Origin of the sequence: Streptomyces sp. NPDC093600, assembly GCF_044764755.1 — a bacterium.
Classification (GTDB): Bacteria; Actinomycetota; Actinomycetes; order Streptomycetales; family Streptomycetaceae; genus Streptomyces.
Window position 1 is genome coordinate 18,455 of record NZ_JBIWIU010000011.1, and the last position, 17,859, is coordinate 36,313.

Below are 17,859 nucleotides of genomic sequence, written 5' to 3' on the forward strand. Positions count from 1 at the left end.
ACCCCTTCGTCGTACGCGGGTGGTCACCTGCGGGTCGCCTGGGCGGGCACGCGCGCGTGGAGGCCGTCGAGCTCGACAGCGGCGCAGCGCCAGCGGCCGTCGGCCCCGCGCTCCAGGCGGAACGCCATGGCCCTGACGAGCTCGCCCGTGGCGATCGTCGCGAACGCCTCGACGGCGCCGGAGCGGGGCTGGTGTACGGAGCAGCGCCGCAGTACGGGCCGGGTTCCGTAGGACCGCAGGGGTGTCTCGGGGGCCAGCTGGACGAGCTGTTCGTACGCCTCGCCGACGGTCTGGCCCAGCATCCAGTGGACGGGCCGGTCCCCGCTGAGGACGGCGAGGAGGCGCTCGGCGAAGACGGCGTGCGGCGGGAGGGCGCGGGGTCCGTCCAGGACGCGTGCTGCGGGTCCGGGACTGGCCGTCGGGCGGGGCGCGGGGGCCGTCGGGCGTGCTCCGGGCCGGGGCCCGGCGGAGCCGCGGGGGCCGGTGCCGGCCGGGCCGCGTGGAGCGGAACGGGGGCGGGGGGTGCGCGGGCGGGTGGTCGCGGCGGGGGAGGCCGCGGGGCGGTCCTCGGCCGGGCGGTCGGCGGTGGGCGTGGTCCGCGGTGTGCGGGTCGTCGTGGTGGCGGTGCTGTCCATGGGGTCCCCGTCCCTCGCGCCCGCTGGTCTACCGGGCGGTAACTTCTGTTGGGGATCTTGTACGGGGGTGCTCGGAGCCCACGCAAGCGGCGTCGCGGTCCGGGCGGCCGACCCGGAGGTTCACCTATCAGAGTGAGCCGGAGGGGTTCCGGGCCTGTGGGTGCCGGGTCTGGGCATGCGTTCGGATGACCGGCGAGGGGGCGGCCCGGAAGCCCCGAAGGGGTACTCCGCACGTATCCTGGGGGCGTTTCCGACTACGAAAGCGGCCAGCCATGCGCGTGTACGTCCCCCTGACCCTCCCCGGTCTCGCACAGGCGCACAAGGCGGGCGAGCTGGGCCCGGGCCCGCTGACCGCCTACGCCGTCACCCCCGCGCTGCGCGAGTGGTACGTCTCCGACGACATCGAGGAGCTCGAGTACGCGGCGCTCAGCCGGGCCGCGGCCGCCTCCCTGCGCCTGCTCGCGGGCGACCCGTCGGCCGCCCGGCGGCGCATCGTCGTCGCCGTCGACGTGCCGGACAAGGACGCGGTGGTCGACCCGGACCGGGGCCTGGACGCCAGTTCCCTCGGTGAGGTCCGGATCGCCGGGCCCGTACCGCTCGCCAAGGCGGCGGCGGTGCACGCCGACGCGGACGACGCGGAGGCGGACGTCGCGGCGGCCGCGGCCGCGCTGGGCGCGGCGGACCAGGGCGACGACGACGCCCAGTTCACGGTGGACGGCGCGGAGGACCACGAGCTGCTCTGGTTCGGTGTGCAGGAGATTCCGGGGCTGCTGGGCTGAGGACGGACCGGCGGCGGCCTTTGTCAGAGCCGGCCGGTACCGTCTTGGCATGGGGAAGCAGCACGGGACGAAGCGGCACGGCAAGCATCTGGTCTGGGACTGGAACGGCACCCTGCTCGACGACATCCAGGCCGTCATCGGCGCGACGAACGCGGCCTTCGCCGAGCTCGGCCTTGAGCAGATCACGCTCGCGCGGTACCGGGATCTGTACACGGTGCCGGTGCCGAAGTTCTACGAACGGCTGATGGGGCGGCTGCCCACCGAGGCGGAGTGGGCGCTGATGGACGGCGTCTTCCACAAGCACTACTGGCAGCGCGCCGATGAGTGCGGTCTGACCGCCGGGGCGGCGGAGCTGCTCGCGGCGCGACAGGCGTCCGGGTTCACGCAGTCCCTGCTCTCCCTGGCACCGCACACCCACCTGATACCGCTGGTGCGGCGGCACGGCATCGAGGAGCGGTTCGTCCGTGTGGACGGGCGGGTCGGCGCGTCGACGGAGGGAAAGGCCGCGCACATGGTGCGGCACCTCGCCGAGCTGCCCGGCGTCGACCCCGAGCGGATCGTGGTCATCGGGGACGCGGCGGACGACGCGGTGGCGGCGGCGCATGTGGGGGCGCGGGCGGTGCTGTACACCGGGGGGTCGCACAGCCGCGCCAGCCTGGAGCGGGTGGGCGTGCCGGTGGTGGACACGCTGGCGGACGCGGTCGCGGTGGCGGAGGAGCTGGTCTAGCGACCCTCAGGGCTGCGGGCGGTCGGGCGCGGGCCGCCTCGCCAGGGCCGGTGCGGGCCGCCTCGCCTGCGGCCCGCACCGCGCGTGCTCAGCCTTGAGCCCGCAGGACCTTCAGGAACTCGCGCATCCAGGCCGGGTGGTCCGGCCAGGCGCGCGAGGAGACCAGGGTGCCGTCGACGACCGCCTCCGTGTCCTGGAAGCCGGCGCCCGCCGCCTGCATGTCCAGCTCCAGAGCGGGGTACGCCGTCACCCTGCGGCCCTCCAGGCCGCCGATCGCCGCCGTCAGGAGCGGGCCGTGGCAGATCTGGGCCACCGGCTTGTCCGCGTCGAAGAAGGACTTCAGGATCTTGCGCAGCTCCGGGTCGTTGCGGAGGTACTCCGGCGCCCGGCCGCCCGGGATCACCACCGCCACGTAGTCGCCCGGGTCGACCTCGGAGAAGGCCAGGTCGGCCTGCCAGGTGTAGCCCGGCTTCTCGGTGTACGTGTCGTAGCCGGGCTCGAAGTCGTGCACCACGAAGCGCAGCCGCTTGCGCGCGGGCGCCGCGATGTGGACCTCGTACCCCTCCTCCAGCAGCCGCTGGTAGGGGTACATCACCTCCAGCGACTCCGCCGCGTCTCCGGTCACGATCAAGATCTTCGCCATGACGACTCCCAGATCCAGATGGTCGGTGGTCCCCGCGGTCCACACTCCCCGCACCGCCGTGCCCTGCCAAGAGGACATGTGTCGCTGTCCATAACGTCAAACTTCCACCCCCTCTTTTGTACACATACGGCTCATGACGGGTCGGGGGGAGGGAGCGATAGGCTTTTCCCGTGATCAGCGCGATACGCCGAGGGGGCAGCGAAGCCCCCGGCCTCCGCCCGGTCCGCGACAGCGGCCGGGCCGACAGGGCGTTCGCCGATCGTCTCCGTCCGGGAGTGGCGCGCACATTGGCCGAATACGGCCCGGACATCTCTCATCGCGGCATAACGTCGACATCGACCGGTAGCACCGCGTCGTGGCGTTGTGTCCTTTCTTCCACCGACGTCACGCAATGGCGCGCGACAGGAGCCAGAGGACATGCAGACCAAGCTGGACGAAGCCAAGGCCGAGCTGCTCGAAAGGGCCGCCCGGGTAGCTGAGAACAGCCCGGTCGGGGGGCGACTTCCGACGGGGCCCGAGAGCGGGGAGAGGCCCGACCGGGACACCCTGCTCGACTACCTCCAGCGCTACTACCTGCACACCGCGCCCGAGGACCTCACCGACCGTGACCCGGTGGACGTCTTCGGCGCCGCACTGTCGCACTACCGACTCGCCGAGACCCGCCCCCAGGGCACCGCCAACGTGCGCGTCCACACCCCGACGGTCGAGGAGAACGGCTGGACCTGCAGCCACTCCGTCGTCGAGGTCGTCACCGACGACATGCCGTTCCTCGTGGACTCCGTGACGAACGAGCTCTCCCGCCAGGGCCGCGGCATCCATGTCGTGATCCACCCGCAGGTCCTCGTCCGCCGTGACGTCACGGGCAAGCTCATCGAGGTGCTGGCCGCCGAGAGCGCCGCCCTGAAGGCGGACCTCCCGCACGACGCGCTCGTCGAGTCCTGGATCCATGTCGAGATCGACCGCGAGACCGACCGCGCCGACCTCAAGCAGATCACCGCCGACCTGCTGCGTGTCCTGTCCGACGTCCGCGAGACGGTCGAGGACTGGGAGAAGATGCGCGACGCCGCGCTGCGCCTCGCCGACGGGTTGCCCGGCGAGCCCATGGCGGCCGACCTGCGGCCCACCGAGGTCGAGGAGGCTCGCGAGCTGCTGCGCTGGCTCGCCGCCGACCACTTCACCTTCCTCGGATACCGCGAGTACGAGCTGGTCGACGGTGACGCCCTGAGCGCCGTCCCCGGCACCGGCCTCGGCATCCTGCGCTCCGACCCGCACCACAGCGGCCAGGACGACCAGCACGCCCACCCCGTCTCGCCGTCCTTCAGCCGGCTGCCCGCCGACGCCCGCGCCAAGGCGCGCGAGCACAAGCTGCTGATCATCACCAAGGCCAACAGCCGCTCCACGGTCCACCGCCCGTCGTACCTCGACTACGTCGGCGTCAAGAAGTTCGACGCCGAGGGCAACGTCGTCGGCGAGCGCCGCTTCCTCGGCCTGTTCTCCTCCGCCGCCTACACCGAGTCCGTCCGCCGCGTGCCGGTGGTCAGCCGCAAGGTGCAGGAGGTCCTGGACGGCGCGGGCTTCTCGCCCAACAGCCACGACGGCCGCGACCTGCTCCAGATCATGGAGACGTACCCGCGCGACGAGCTGTTCCAGACCCCGGTCGACCAGCTCCGGTCCATCGTCACCAGCGTCCTGTACCTCCAGGAGCGGCGGCGGCTGCGGCTCTACCTGCGCCAGGACGAGTACGGCCGCTACTACTCCGCCCTCGTCTACCTGCCGCGCGACCGCTACACCACCGGCGTCCGGCTGCGGATCATCGACATCCTCAAGGAGGAGCTCGGCGGCACCAGCGTCGACTTCACCGCCTGGAACACCGAGTCGATCCTCTCCCGGCTGCACTTCGTCGTCCGCGTCAAGCCCGGCACCGAGCTCCCCAAGCTGACCGACGCAGACGCCGACCGCATCGAGGCCCGGCTCGTCGAGGCCGCCCGCTCCTGGGCCGACGGCTTCGGCGAGGCCCTCAACGCCGAGCTCGGCGAGGAGCGCGCCGCCGAACTGCTCCGCCGCTACGCCAACGCCTTCCCCGAGGGCTACAAGGCCGACCACTCGCCGCGCGCCGCCGTCGCCGACCTGGTCCACCTGGAGCAGCTCGACCGCACCGGCGAGGACTTCGCCCTCTCGCTGTACGAGCCGGTCGGCGCCGGCCCGGGCGAGCGCCGCTTCAAGATCTACAAGACCGGTGCGCAGGTCTCCCTCTCCGCCGTCCTGCCGGTGCTCAACCGGCTCGGCGTCGAGGTCGTCGACGAGCGCCCGTACGAGCTGCGCTGCTCCGACCGTACGCACGCGTGGATCTACGACTTCGGTCTGCGGCTCCCCTCGCCGACCGCCAACGGCGGCGACTACCTCGCCGACGACGCCCGCGAGCGGTTCCAGGAGGCCTTCGCCGCCACCTGGACCGGCAAGGCCGAGAACGACGGCTTCAACGCGCTGGTGCTCTCCGCCGGGCTGAACTGGCGGCAGGCGATGGTGCTGCGCGCCTACGCGAAGTACCTGCGCCAGGCCGGTTCGACGTTCAGCCAGGACTACATGGAGGACACCCTCCGGGACAACGTCCACACCACCCGGCTGCTCGTCTCCCTCTTCGAGGCCCGGATGTCGCCGGAGCGTCAGCGCGCCGGGAACGAGCTGATCGACGGGCTCATGGAGGAGCTGGACGGCGCCCTCGACCAGGTCGCCTCCCTCGACGAGGACCGGATCCTCCGCTCCTTCCTCACCGTCATCAAGGCCACCCTGCGGACCAACTTCTTCCAGAAGTCCGAGGACGGCACGCCGCACGCGTACGTGTCGATGAAGTTCGACCCGCAGGCGATCCCCGACCTCCCCGCGCCCCGCCCGGCGTTCGAGATCTGGGTGTACTCGCCGCGCGTCGAGGGTGTGCACCTGCGCTTCGGCAAGGTCGCGCGAGGCGGTCTGCGCTGGTCCGACCGGCGCGAGGACTTCCGTACCGAGATCCTCGGCCTGGTGAAGGCGCAGATGGTGAAGAACACCGTCATCGTGCCCGTCGGCGCCAAGGGCGGCTTCGTCGCCAAGCAGCTCCCGGATCCGTCCGTGGACCGTGACGCCTGGCTGGCCGAGGGCATCGCCTCCTACCGGACGTTCATCTCGGCCCTGCTCGACATCACCGACAACCTCGTCGCCGGCGAGGTCGTGCCCCCGGTCGACGTCGTCCGCCACGACGAGGACGACACCTACCTCGTCGTCGCCGCCGACAAGGGCACCGCCACCTTCTCCGACATCGCCAACGAGGTCGCCGTCGCCTACGGCTTCTGGCTCGGAGACGCGTTCGCCTCGGGCGGCTCGGCCGGCTACGACCACAAGGGCATGGGCATCACCGCCCGCGGCGCCTGGGAGTCCGTCAAGCGGCACTTCCGCGAGCTCGGCCACGACACCCAGACCGAGGACTTCACCGTCGTCGGCGTCGGTGACATGTCCGGTGACGTCTTCGGCAACGGCATGCTGCTGAGCGAGCACATCAGGCTCGTGGCCGCCTTCGACCACCGGCACATCTTCATCGACCCGAACCCGGACGCGGCCGTCTCGTACGCCGAGCGGCGCCGCCTCTTCGAGCTGCCCCGCAGCTCCTGGGCCGACTACAAGGCGGAGCTGCTCTCGGCGGGCGGTGGCATCCACCCCCGTACCGCCAAGTCGATCCCGGTCAACGCGCACATGCGCACGGCCCTCGGCATCGAGTCCGGCATCACCAAGATGACCCCGGCCGAGCTGATGAAGGCGATCCTCCACGCCCCCGTCGACCTGCTGTGGAACGGCGGCATCGGTACGTACGTGAAGTCGTCCGCCGAGTCCCACACGGACGTCGGCGACAAGGCGAACGACGCCATCCGCGTCAACGGCGAGGACCTGCGGGTCAAGGTCGTCGGCGAGGGCGGCAACCTCGGTCTCACCCAGCTCGGCCGGATCGAGTTCGCCCGCAAGGGCGGCCCCGACGGCGAGGGCGGCAAGGTCAACACCGACGCCATCGACAACAGCGCCGGTGTGGACACCTCCGACCACGAGGTCAACATCAAGATCCTGCTCAACGGGCTCGTCACCGAAGGCGACATGACCGTCAAGCAGCGCAACAAGATCCTCGCGGAGATGACCGACGAGGTCGGCGCCCTGGTCCTGCGCAACAACTACGCGCAGAACGTGGCCCTGGCCAACGCGGTCGCCCAGTCGCCGTCCCTGCTCCACGCCCACCAGCGCTTCATGCGCCGGCTGGGCCGCGACGGACACCTCGACCGGTCGCTGGAGTTCCTGCCCAACGACCGGCAGATCCGCGAGCTGCTCAACGCCGGCAAGGGCCTGAGCCAGCCGGAGCTCGCCGTCCTCCTCGCGTACACCAAGATCACGGTGGCCGACGAGCTGATCGGCACCGGGCTGCCGGACGACCCGTACCTGCGGGGGCTGCTCCACGAGTACTTCCCGACGCTGCTGCGCGAGCAGTTCCCCGAGGCGATCGACGCGCACGCGCTGCGCCGGGAGATCATCACCACGGTCCTGGTCAACGACACCGTCAACAGCGGTGGCTCCACCTTCCTGCACCGCCTCCGCGAGGAGACCGGCGCGTCGATCGAGGAGATCGTGCGCGCGCAGACCGCCGCCCGCGCGATCTTCCGGCTCGGCGAGGTCTGGGACGCCGTCGAGGCGCTCGACAACCAGGTGCCGGCCGAGTTCCAGACCCGGATGCGGCTGCACTCCCGCCGACTGGTAGAGCGCGGTACGCGCTGGCTGCTCGGCAACCGGCCGCAGCCGCTCCAGCTCGCGGAGACGATCGACTTCTTCGGCGAGCGCGTCGAGCGGGTCTGGGGCGAGCTGCCCCAGCTGCTGCGCGGCGCGGACCTGGAGTGGTACCAGTCGATCCTGGAGGAGCTGACGGCCGTGGGCGTCCCGGAGGAGCTCGCGCTGCGGGTCGCCGGGTTCTCGTCCGCCTTCCCGACGCTCGACATCGTCGCGATCGCGGATCGTACGGCCAAGGATCCGATGGCGGTCGCCGAGGTCTACTACGACCTGGCCGACCGGCTGCGGATCACCCAGCTCATGGACCGGATCATCGAGCTGCCGCGCGAGGACCGCTGGCAGTCGATGGCCCGCGCCTCCATCCGCGAGGACCTGTTCGCCGCTCACGCCGCTCTGACGGCGGACGTGCTGTCGGCGGGCAACGGCACCTCGACGCCGGAGGAGCGGTTCAAGGCCTGGGAGCAGAAGAACGCGGCGATCCTGGGCCGGGCGCGCACGACGCTGGAGGAGATCCAGAGCTCGGAGACGTTCGACCTCGCCAACCTGTCGGTGGCGATGCGGACGATGCGCCAGCTGCTGCGGACGCACAGCTGAGCGCGCTGACGACTGCTGAGTGAGAGGGCCCCGCCGGACTTCCGGCGGGGCCCTCTCACTCCTCAGGGGGGCGACCTCACTCGTCCGGGGTGGCGACGGACGCGGTCCACAGGCGCCGGGCGGCCAGCAGCGCCGCCGCCAGCAGCAGCGCGTTACGGGCGACCATGACCATCAGCCCCGGCCAGGTGCCGGCCACCACCTCGTCGTAAAGGACCGGGTACGCGAGCGAACTGAGCGCCGCCGCCGGGAGGAGGAGCACCGCCACCGGGCGCATGACGCTCTCCCGGCAGGTGAGGCAGACGGCGACGAGGCCGAGCAGCCAGACCATGTACTGGGGGCTGATCACCCGGCTGGTGACGGTGAAGAGCAGCACGGCCGCCAGCGCCGCGTCCAGCGGCGTGGCCACGGTCCAGGTGCGCGCCCGCAGCCGCCACATCAGCAGCCAGACGAAGGCCAGGACGGTGAGCAGCAGCGCGAGCCACCCCAGGCTGGAGACGTACGGGCCGACGTACTCGAACGCGCCGTAGCGGTACTCCACCGTCCCCGGCCAGACGCCCGTCGCTCTGGCCACCGCGAGGGCGGTGCCGCCGAGCGACTCGATCTGGATGCCCCTGCTGCCCTGCTGGCGCAGGAAGTCGAGGGAGTGGGAGAAGCAGACGGCGAGGGTGGCGAGCAGGGCCGCCGCGGTGACGGCGGCGGACACCCAGGCGTCCCGGGTGGTACGGCCCCGGGGTGTGCCGATCAGGGTCAGGGCCGGCCACACCTTGACCAGCGCGCCGACCGCGGCGAGCGCCCCGCCGAGGAGACGGCCCGCGGTGAGGCGGGACCGCAGGGCGAGGAGGGCGAGGACGGCGAGGGCGGTGGCCTGGACGTCGTACCGGGCGAGGGGGATGTGCAGGAGCAGGGGCAGCCCGCAGACCCAGACCCAGGCGCCGTGCGTGAGGCGGTCGCTGTCGGCGCGGGCGAGGGCGAGGGCCACGGCGGCGTCGGCGAGGAGGGTGAGGGCGACGAAGGCCTGGAAGTACGTGAGCCAGGGCAGCACGCCCGGCGACATGATGACGAGGCCGGCGCCGGGCGGGTACTGCCAGGTGACGTCGCCGACCGGGAAGGTGCCGTGCGCGAACTGCTGGTACCAGTGCTGGTAGAGCACATGGACCTCGCGGCCCACACCGCCGACGCCCAGGCTGTCGCGCAGGAGCAGCAGCAGCATGCCCACACGGGTGACCGTCCAGACACCGGCGAGGGCGAGCTGGGGGCCGCGGCCGAACGCGACGAAGGTGGCCGCCGTGAACGTCTCCGACTCGAAGGGGGAGCCTGTGAGTGCGGGCGGCGCGGGGGCGCACGGGGTCGGCGACGCGGGCCGGCCGTCCGTGCCGGTGCCGGTACCGATGCCGGGGTCGCCCGGGGCGTCAGGATCGCCGTCGGGTGAGGGCTGCGGGGTGCGGTTTCGATGCGTGGTCATCGAAACCGCACTCTATTGCGATTGGGGTGATTTGCCCTATTTATGTCCGCCCGTCCGGGCTACCTCGACGACCTCGCACGGTCGGCGGTGGCGGCGCTCACCGCCTGACCGGCGATGGCGGTACGGGTCTCCACAGGGGTGGGCGCCCCCGTGGAGACCCGTACCGCCCGCGGCTACTTCACCGCGCCCGCCATCACGCCCGAGACGAACTGGCGCTGGAAGGCGAAGAAGACAGCCAGCGGAATCACCATCGAGACGAACGCGCCCGGCGCCAGCACGTCGATGTTGTTGCCGAACTGGCGCACCTGCTGTTGCAGCGCCACCGTGATCGGCGGGGACTCGGAGTCCGCGAAGATCAGCGCGACCAGCATGTCGTTCCACACCCACAGGAACTGGAAGATGCCGAGCGAGGCGATGGCCGGCGCGCCCAGCGGCATCACGACCCGGGTGAAGAGCCGGATCTCGCCCGCCCCGTCCAGCCGGGCCGCTTCCAGCAGCTCCTTCGGGATCTCCGCGAAGAAGTTCCGCAGCAGGAAGATCGCGAAGGGCAGTCCGAACGCGGTGTGGAAGAGCACCACCCCCAGCGTCGTCTCGAAGATCCCGATCGTGCCGAACAGTTTCGACACCGGCACGAGCGCTACCTGCACCGGGACCACGAGAAGGCCGACGACGACCAGGAACCACCAGTCCCGTCCCGGAAAGTCCAGCCACGCGAAGGCGTACCCGGCCAGCGAGCCGATGACGACGACGAGGACGGTCGCCGGGACGGTGATCAGGATGGTGGAGAGCAGCGAGCCGGTGATGGTCTCGTTGGTGAGGAGATTGGCGTAGTTCTCGGTGGTGAGCTGCGCCGGGGCGGTGAAGACCTGCCACCAGCCGCTCTCGCTGATGTCGGAGGGGGAGCGGAGCGACGACAGCAGCAGCCCCACCGTCGGCATCAGCCAGAAGAGCCCGACGAGGACGAGGAAGATCCGCATCGCGCCCCCGCCGGTCCTGGCGGCGATCCGCGCCCCCAGGCCGCCGTCTCGATTCGACGCAGTCACCGGCGGGTCTCCCTTCGCATACGGCGGATGTTGAAGGCCATCACCGGGATCACCAGCAGCAGGAGCAGTACGGCGATGGCGGAGCCGATCCCGAGATCGGCGTCCGTGCCGAAGGACGACCGGTACAGCTGGAGCGCGAGCACGTTCGCGTCGTCCTGCGCCGAGCCCGGCGCGATGATGAACACCAGGTCGAAGACCTTCAGGACGTTGATCATCAGGGTGACGAGGACGACGGCGAGGACGGGCGCGAGCAGGGGGACCGTGATGCGGCGGAACACCTGCCATTCGTTCGCCCCGTCGACGCGCGCCGCTTCGAGGAGCTCGCGCGGCACGCTCGCAAGCCCGGCGGCGATCAGCATCATCGCGAACCCGGCCCACATCCACACGTAACTGCCGATGATGGCGGGGGTGACGAGGGAGGGGCCGAGCCACTCGACGCCGTTGTACTGCTCCCGGAAGTTGCTGGCGGGCAGCCGCAGGACCGATCCGTCGGCGGCGGCCGGGAGGCTGAACGTGCCGTCGGCGGAGGCCGTGGTGCTCGCGACGACCCTGCCGTCCTTCACCGCCTCGATGCGCAGCCCCTTGAGGCCGAGTTCCGTCGGGTCGACGGCGTTCGGCTTCCCGCCCCCGCCCCTGGTGAAGTCCAGCCAGGCCGTGCCGGAGATCCCCTCGGCCGCGGGTGCGGGACCGGCGGTGGGCGCCGGCCGGGCGCCCTGCGGCATCTGCGCCGGCGGGACGCCGATCAGCGGGAGCCGCGCGACCTCGCCCGTACGGACCGGGGCCTCGGTGACGAACCCGCCGTCGCCCGACGCCTTGAGCGGGTGGACCGGGAGCGGGCGCGCCCGGGGGAAGACGGATGCCTCGGCGAAGGTGTCGTGGACGCCGACCCAGACCGCGTTGGCGATCCCGCGGTCCGGATCCTGCTCGTACACCAGCCGGAAGATGATGCCGGCGGCGAGCATCGAGATCGCCATGGGCATGAAGACGATCAGCTTGAACGCCGTCCCCCAGCGCACCCGCTCGGTCAGGACCGCGAAGATCAGTCCGAGCACGGTCGCGACGGCGGGGGCGAGAACCACCCAGACGGCGTTGTTCTTGACGGCCGTGAGGATGGTGTCGTCGGTGAAGAGCTCGATGTAGTTGTCGAGGCCGGCGAAGGAGGCCCCGGACTTGTCGAAGAAGGACCGCTGGACGGAGTACCCGATCGGGTAGACGACGAGCGCACCGAGCAGCAGCAGGGCGGGGAGGAGGAACCCCGCCGCCACTGCCTTACGGGTGCCGGTGACGCTCTTGTGCGGAGTGCGGGGCGTGTCCTGCCCGCCTATACGCGGCACCGATGCCATGACGGCGGCTCAGCTCTTGTACGCCTTGGCCGCATCGGCCTCCAGCCGTGCCTGGATACCGGCGATGTCCTTCGGGTTCTTCAGGAAGTCCTGGAGCGCCTTCCACTCGCCCTTCCCCGGTGTTCCGCCGAACGACTGCGGCATCTGGTCCGACATGTCGAACCGGAAGTCGTCACCGGCGTCGATCAGCGCCTTGGCGATCTCCCGCTGGACGTCGTTCGGGTACGCCGCCAGGTCCAGGTTCTTGTTGGGGGAGAGGAACCCGCCCGCGCCCGCCCAGATCCTCGCCGCGTCCGGGGAGGCGAGGAAGGTCAGCAGCGCCTGGGCGCCCCTGGTGTCCTTCAGCGCCACCGCCGCGTCGCCGGCCGTCACCACCGGGGACTCCGCGCCCACGGCCGGGAACGGGAACACCTTCGCGTCCTTGCCGATCTCGGCGTCGGTCTGCGCGATGTTGATGGCGGCGAAGTCACCCTCGAACACCATCGCGCCCTTGGGCTGGTCACCGCCGGTGAACGTCTGGGTCACCGAGGCGGGGAACTCGGTCTGCAGCGCGCCGTCCGCGCCGCCCGCGATCAGGTTCGGCTTGCCGAACAGCTCGCCGAGCGTGGTCAGGGCCCGGGTGACGGACGGATCCGTCCACTTGATCTTGTGCTGGGCCAGCTGGTCGTACTTCTCCGGCCCCGCCTGGGAGAGGTAGATGTTCTCGAACCAGTCGGTCAGGGTCCAGCCGTCCGCGCCGCCCACCGAGACGGGGGTGACGCCGGAGGCCGAGATGGTCTCGGCGGTCGCGAGGAAGTCCTTCCACGTCTTGGGCTCGGACGCGCCGGCGTTCTCGAAGACGGCGTTGTTGTACCAGATCAGCGACTTGTTGGCGGCCTTGAAGTAGACGCCGTACTGCGTGCCGTCGACCGCGCCGAGGTCCTGCCAGCCCTTCGAGTAGTTCTTGGCGAGCTGGGCCTTGGCCTCCGGCCCGACCGGCTTGATCCACTTCTGGGCGGCGGCCTGGTGGATCGCGCCGACCTGGGGGAGCATCGCCACGTCCGGCGGGGCACCGCCCGCGATCTTCGTACCGAGGAAGTTCACGATCGGGTCCTGGGCGGGCACGAAGGTGACGGTGGCGCCGGTGCGCTTCTCGAACTCCTTCAGGACCTTGGTGAAGTTCTCCTGCTCGGGACCGGTCCACACGGCGGCCACCTGGATCTTCTCGCCCTTCAGGGAGGGGAGGGAGACCGATTCCCCGGCGGTGCTGGTGGGCCCGGCCGGGGGGCCCGGGTCCTTGGCGCCGTCGGAGCCGCAGCCCGCGAGGGTGAGTGCGGTGACCGCGGTGAGGGAGGTGATCGCCGCCGCGGCCCTGCCTGTACGAAGAGTTGTACGCGTTGTACGCATTACTGCCCCGTCTCTCCTGTGCCCGTGCTCGTCCCGTGCTCGTGCCAGTGCGGACAGGTCTACGCCGGGTGATGGGGCCCCGCAATACCGCCTCCCGCGCCGAACGGGGGATCGTGATCGGCTCGTGACGTGGGGTCAGAGCCGATCGGCGGGCGTCAGGGGTGGACGGCGGGGGTGAGGGGAGCCGCCGGGGTGGCGTCGACGGAGCGGGCCGCGCGGTCGAGAGCGCTCGCGAGGAGTGCCAGATCGGTGGGGCCGTTGCCGAGCTCGCGCACGGGTCTGCGGGTGGGCGGATCGCCCATCCGCTCCCACTCCAGCGGAACCACGGTCGGCCGCAGCGTCGCCGTCCGCGGAATGCGTCCGGTCACCCGGCCGGACTGGAACGGCGTCACCCGGCCGTCCGGGTGACCGAGCCGTCCCCGGCCGGGCGCCGGCTCGTCGGGGCCCGGCGCGGCGGGGGGAGCGTCGAGCACGATCCGCAGCCGGGCGCCGTGGGCCAGCTCCGTGTCCGCCGTCCGGTCCGGGCGGGCCGAGGCCGCGATCAGGTGCACCCCGAGGCGGGCACCGCCTCGTGCCACGGCTTCCAGGGCCCGTACGACAGAGCCGGCGGCGGGCCGCCCCGACGCCCCGAGCGCCGGGGCCACGAGCGCGTCGAAGTCGTCCACGAGCACGACGAGCCGGGGCAGCGGGCCGACGTACCCCGCCTCGCCGGAGCCGCCCTCGGCCGGCGCGGCGGAGGCCCGCTCCCAGGCGGCCGCGTCGCCGTACGCCTCGGGCTCCCGGCCGGGGTAGGGGGTGCGGCCGCTGGGGCGGTCGGGGAGGGTGCCGTCCGCGGCGGGGTAGGGGGTTCGGCTGCTGGGGCGGTCGGGGAGGGAGCCGGTGCCGGTCCGCCGGGTGCGTCCGGCGGCGCCGTCGCCGAGAACGGCGTCGGCGCGCCGCGGCAGCCGCCCGCTGGGGCGGTCGGAGAGCTCGGAGTCGCCCGTCCGTGAGGCGCCGCCGCCGGGACGGGCCGCGTGATCGTCCCGCGCCGGGCGGGCGCCCGTGCCGGGGCGGTCACCGGTCCGGCCCTCGTCCGTGCGCAGCGTCCGGCCGCTGGGGTGGTAGGTCAGGTCTTCAGGGCCGATGCGCAGGGTCCGCCCGCTCGGGCGGTCACCGAGGGAGTCGACGGTGTCGTCGGTGGGGCGGTGGGACCGGCCGGTGTCGTCCGTGGGGCGATGGACGCGGCCGGTGTCGTCGGTCGGGCGGTGAGCCCGGGCGGTGTCGTCGGTGGGGCGGGGGACGCGGCCGCTCGGGGGGGCGGTGAGGAAGGCGTCACCGGCGCGGGCGTCGGGGATGCGGGCCGTCGCCCGGGCGGCCGGCGTCACGGTCTCCGCCGGGCTCGGCCCGCGCTGCCCGATCAGACGGTCCTGCGCCGGACGACGGGTGGCCGTGCGGCGGTCGTTGAAGTGACCGTCGCCCAGCAGCTCCGCGCGACGCTTCAGTTCGGCGCCCAGCGCCTGGGCGAACTCGCGCATCCGCACCGGGTCGGAGGCGACCAGGTGCTCCGTGACATGGGGCAGCTCCGTACAGGCCGCCAGGCCCTCGCCCCGCTCGCCGCCCGCGCCGTCCACAAGGAGCAGACCCAGACGGTCGGGCCGCCCCCCGGCCGCGAGGGAGGCGGCGATCGACCGCAGCAGCTCCGTGCGGCCGCTGCCGGCCGGGCCCTCGATCAGCAGATGCGGCCCCTCCTCGGTCAGATCGACCGAGACCGGTCCGCGCGGTCCCGCGCCGAGCACGACCGTCCCGTCCCCGGCCGACGCCCAGCGGGCCAGCAGCGAGGCCGGGGTGGCGCGGGCGAGACCGAGTTCGTCGAGCAGCCGGGCGGACCGGGGCAGAGCCGCCGACGCCGCCCGGCTGCGCGGCGAGGCACCTTCCGTACGCAACGGAGCAAGGGCCCGGCCGAAGCGCTCGGCCCAGGCGACGGAGACCGCGTCCACGACGCCGACCGTGCCGTGGCCCGCGGCCCGGCCGCCTGCCGTACGCAGCAGCCGCAGCGCCGTCGCCACATCGCCGCTCAACAGGGCGACCGCCCCGCATTCGCGGAAGGCGAGGGAGGCCGCGCACGCGCTCTCATAGGTCGCCGACACCGGCGACACCGGGGAGGCGGCCGGGGCCTCGGCGAGACAGATCAGATGGATCCCGGCGGCGGCCCCCGCACCGGCGAGCCGCGCGGTCGTCTCGCGCAGCGCCGCCGAACCGGGGTCCCCGTCCACGATCACCACCGTCGCCGGACCTTCGTGGCGCGCGGCGGCCTCGGCGACGGCCGCGCGGTCGGCGCTCGGCCAGCCGGGCCCGAGCGGCCCGTCGTCGAGCCGTCGGGTCAGCTCGGCCGTACGGGCGTCGGCCTGTTCGCGGTCGTAGGCGAGGAGGAGCCGGCAGTCCTGGCCGTGCGCCGGCCGCAGGTGCGGGAGCCAGCCGAGCCAGGCCCAGGCGCGGCGCCGCTCCTCCAGGGAGCGGTTGCGGTCCGCGCTGATCAGCACGATCTCCAGCTCGGAGGGGGAGTGCAGGGCGGCGAGCTGCGCCACGACGGAGCGGGCGAGCCCGGCGAGCCGCTTCCCGGGCCCGGCCAGGCCGAGCGAGCCGGCCTCGCGCAGCCCGACCGTGACGGGCACCCCGGACAGCTCGGCCCGGTCGGTCGTGCCGAGCCGGACCACCAGTGACTCGGGATGGCCGGGCCCGCGCTCCCAGAGCCGGGGGCCCGGCCCGAGAGCGGTCAGCAGGACGGCGGCCGGATCGGGCCAGGTCTCTGCGGCAGGCGTCGGCCCCGAGGCGGTCCTGTCCGGATGGGACGCGCCGACGGCCCCGGAAGCGGCCCCGGCGTCCGCTGCCGGCAGTTCGCCCTTGCCTCCCGCGAGCCGCCGCGCCCATGCCCCTATCCCGCGCTTGCCACGCCCCTGAGGAGCGGCGGGGGGCTGTCGGCGGGTCCTGCTGTGGCCCTCCCCCTCACCGTGCGGCGCCTCCTCGGCGCGCGCGTGGCCGAGCGGGCCCCCGTGCGTGGCGTCCTCGTCGGGGCGGAAGGGGTCGGGGTGGGGTCCGTGCCCGCCGCGCGCGTGGGTCCGGGCGCCGTCGTTCTCGGGTTCGTACGGGCCGGTGCGATGGGTGTCCGAGCCGCGCGGGCCGTGACCCTGGGCGGTGGAGAGCTGCCCATGCTCCGGGCCGGTGCCGGTGCCGGTGCCGTTCACGGCAACCCCGCCCTGCCCGTACGTGTGGCCGGAGCCGTGCCCGCAGCCGGGGGCCTCGCCCTGCCCGTACGCCGGACCGGTGCAGGCCGCCCGCTCCGCGCCCGAGTCGGAGTCCGCCTCGGCAGCCCCCCGCTCCGGTCCCGCGCCGGAGCCCGCACCCGCCGCCACCCGCAGGTGCCCCTCGCCGTCCGGCGTCGTCGGCAGGGAGTCCGGGTCGACGGGGCCGGGCGTGAGGCGGAGGGCGGATTCGCCGAGGCGCAGGAGGGCGCCCGGGAGCAGGCGGACCGGGCGGGCGCCCACCGGGGTGCCGTCCAGTGTCGTGCCGTTCGTGGAACCGAGGTCCGCGACCGTGACGCGGCCGTCGTCGCCGACCGTCACCGTGCAGTGCACCCGGGAGACGTCCGGGTCGTCGAGCGGGACGTCCGCGTCCAGGGAGCGGCCGATCCTGATCGGGCCGCCGTGCAGCAGATGCACCCCGCCGGCGTCCGGACCCGCGACCACGTGGAGCCGGGCCGCGGCGCCCTCGCCGAGCCGGTCGTCCTCGCCGGGGACCTGGAGCGTGAGCACGGCGCCGTCGACCAGCGGAGGCTCGCCGAGCGCGCAGCGGCGGTTGTCGAGCCGCTCCCGGCCGGCGTAGAGCACGGTCGTGCCCGAGGTGGAACCGTCGGGGCCGGAGACGGCCGCGGCCAGACCGGAGGCCACGGCGGCCAGCGCCGTCCCCGCCGGGGCTGTGACGAGCACGTCGCAGGCGCGCCCAGAGCCGTGGCCGGCGTGCGGCGCGAGGACGGTCAGCCGGATCTGCATCGCCGTCAGCGGTCCCTTCTGCGCGTGTGCCCGGCAGGGGGACCGCCCTGTGTTCTCCCCCACCCCGCACGGACGCGTCGTCCGGTACAGGTCGGCACGGCGCGGGGCTCCCGTCCCCTCGATGCGACGTGCTGTGTGCATCCTCGCACCTGCCACCGACAACCCGCCCGCGGGTCGCCACCAAGTGATCTTGAATGGTCGGCTGTGGACGTAAAAGTGCCTGGTTGGACACGCCTGGCGTCGCTTCCCGCAACCTCCGGTACGACTGACGCGTCTTGTTTTCGGACAAGTCCGGCGCCTTTATCGGCCGTCCGTGATCGTCCGTTGACTCGTTCGGCGGCACTAAAGTGGGTTGGACACCCGGACGGGTCACAACAGATGACAGGGACCCGGGACCCCCCAGGACCACGATCAGCAGGGAGCGCGTG

Annotated in this window: 10 protein-coding genes; 3 read left to right on the top strand and 7 right to left on the bottom strand. The window is 72.8% G+C overall.

Annotated elements, in window-relative coordinates:
• Positions 1 to 23 precede the first annotated feature (23 nt).
• A complete protein-coding gene (locus ACIRB4_RS24740; RefSeq protein ID WP_403294348.1) occupies positions 24 to 635 on the bottom strand; it encodes an Rv3235 family protein in 612 nt (203 codons plus the stop codon).
• Between the two features lie 272 nt (positions 636 to 907).
• Between ACIRB4_RS24740 and ACIRB4_RS24745 the strand changes: the two genes are divergently transcribed.
• A complete protein-coding gene (locus tag ACIRB4_RS24745; RefSeq protein WP_403294349.1) occupies positions 908 to 1,414 on the top strand; it encodes a DUF6912 family protein in 507 nt (168 codons plus the stop codon).
• A gap of 49 nt (positions 1,415 to 1,463) precedes the next feature.
• Positions 1,464 to 2,141, top strand: a complete 678-nt coding sequence (locus ACIRB4_RS24750) for an HAD family hydrolase (RefSeq protein ID WP_403294350.1) — start codon at positions 1,464 to 1,466, stop codon at positions 2,139 to 2,141.
• Positions 2,142 to 2,229: 88 nt separating this feature from the next.
• On the opposite strand, the gene ACIRB4_RS24755 is transcribed toward ACIRB4_RS24750, so the two are convergent.
• Entirely contained in the window at positions 2,230 to 2,784 is a 555-nt protein-coding gene (locus ACIRB4_RS24755; RefSeq protein WP_403294524.1) for a DJ-1/PfpI family protein, read from the bottom strand.
• Between the two features lie 417 nt (positions 2,785 to 3,201).
• Here ACIRB4_RS24755 and ACIRB4_RS24760 point away from each other — a divergent pair, with 417 nt between their 5' ends.
• A complete protein-coding gene (locus ACIRB4_RS24760; RefSeq protein ID WP_403294351.1) occupies positions 3,202 to 8,172 on the top strand; it encodes an NAD-glutamate dehydrogenase in 4,971 nt (1,656 codons plus the stop codon).
• A gap of 76 nt (positions 8,173 to 8,248) precedes the next feature.
• Here the strand turns inward: ACIRB4_RS24760 and ACIRB4_RS24765 are convergent, their stop codons facing one another.
• The 5 genes from ACIRB4_RS24765 to ACIRB4_RS24785 all read right to left on the bottom strand — a co-directional run bounded on the left by ACIRB4_RS24765 (position 8,249) and on the right by ACIRB4_RS24785 (position 17,431).
• On the bottom strand, positions 8,249 to 9,634 hold the full coding sequence (locus ACIRB4_RS24765) for a glycosyltransferase 87 family protein (protein ID WP_403294352.1): 1,386 nt from the start codon (positions 9,632 to 9,634) through the stop codon (positions 8,249 to 8,251).
• 173 nt (positions 9,635 to 9,807) lie between these two features.
• Positions 9,808 to 10,611 carry a carbohydrate ABC transporter permease gene (locus ACIRB4_RS24770; RefSeq protein WP_403294525.1) on the bottom strand — a complete coding sequence of 268 codons (804 nt, stop codon included), beginning with the start codon at positions 10,609 to 10,611 and terminating at the stop codon, positions 9,808 to 9,810.
• A gap of 62 nt (positions 10,612 to 10,673) precedes the next feature.
• On the bottom strand, positions 10,674 to 12,020 hold the full coding sequence (locus ACIRB4_RS24775; protein ID WP_403294353.1) for a carbohydrate ABC transporter permease: 1,347 nt from the start codon (positions 12,018 to 12,020) through the stop codon (positions 10,674 to 10,676).
• 9 nt (positions 12,021 to 12,029) lie between these two features.
• Positions 12,030 to 13,406, bottom strand: a complete 1,377-nt coding sequence (locus ACIRB4_RS24780; RefSeq protein WP_403294354.1) for an ABC transporter substrate-binding protein — start codon at positions 13,404 to 13,406, stop codon at positions 12,030 to 12,032.
• Positions 13,407 to 13,561: 155 nt separating this feature from the next.
• Positions 13,562 to 17,431: an FtsK/SpoIIIE domain-containing protein gene (locus ACIRB4_RS24785; protein WP_403294355.1), complete on the bottom strand. Its 3,870-nt coding sequence runs from the start codon at positions 17,429 to 17,431 to the stop codon at positions 13,562 to 13,564.
• Between the last annotated feature and the right edge of the window lie 428 nt (positions 17,432 to 17,859).

Coding starts and splice junctions, on each gene's coding strand:
- ACIRB4_RS24740 (WP_403294348.1), bottom strand. CDS start 635: ATGGACAGCACCGCCACCACGACGACCCGCACACCGCGGACCACGCCC.
- ACIRB4_RS24745 (WP_403294349.1), top strand. CDS start 908: ATGCGCGTGTACGTCCCCCTGACCCTCCCCGGTCTCGCACAGGCGCAC.
- ACIRB4_RS24750 (WP_403294350.1), top strand. CDS start 1,464: ATGGGGAAGCAGCACGGGACGAAGCGGCACGGCAAGCATCTGGTCTGG.
- ACIRB4_RS24755 (WP_403294524.1), bottom strand. CDS start 2,784: ATGGCGAAGATCTTGATCGTGACCGGAGACGCGGCGGAGTCGCTGGAG.
- ACIRB4_RS24760 (WP_403294351.1), top strand. CDS start 3,202: ATGCAGACCAAGCTGGACGAAGCCAAGGCCGAGCTGCTCGAAAGGGCC.
- ACIRB4_RS24765 (WP_403294352.1), bottom strand. CDS start 9,634: ATGACCACGCATCGAAACCGCACCCCGCAGCCCTCACCCGACGGCGAT.
- ACIRB4_RS24770 (WP_403294525.1), bottom strand. CDS start 10,611: ATGCGGATCTTCCTCGTCCTCGTCGGGCTCTTCTGGCTGATGCCGACG.
- ACIRB4_RS24775 (WP_403294353.1), bottom strand. CDS start 12,020: ATGGCATCGGTGCCGCGTATAGGCGGGCAGGACACGCCCCGCACTCCG.
- ACIRB4_RS24780 (WP_403294354.1), bottom strand. CDS start 13,406: ATGCGTACAACGCGTACAACTCTTCGTACAGGCAGGGCCGCGGCGGCG.
- ACIRB4_RS24785 (WP_403294355.1), bottom strand. CDS start 17,431: ATGCAGATCCGGCTGACCGTCCTCGCGCCGCACGCCGGCCACGGCTCT.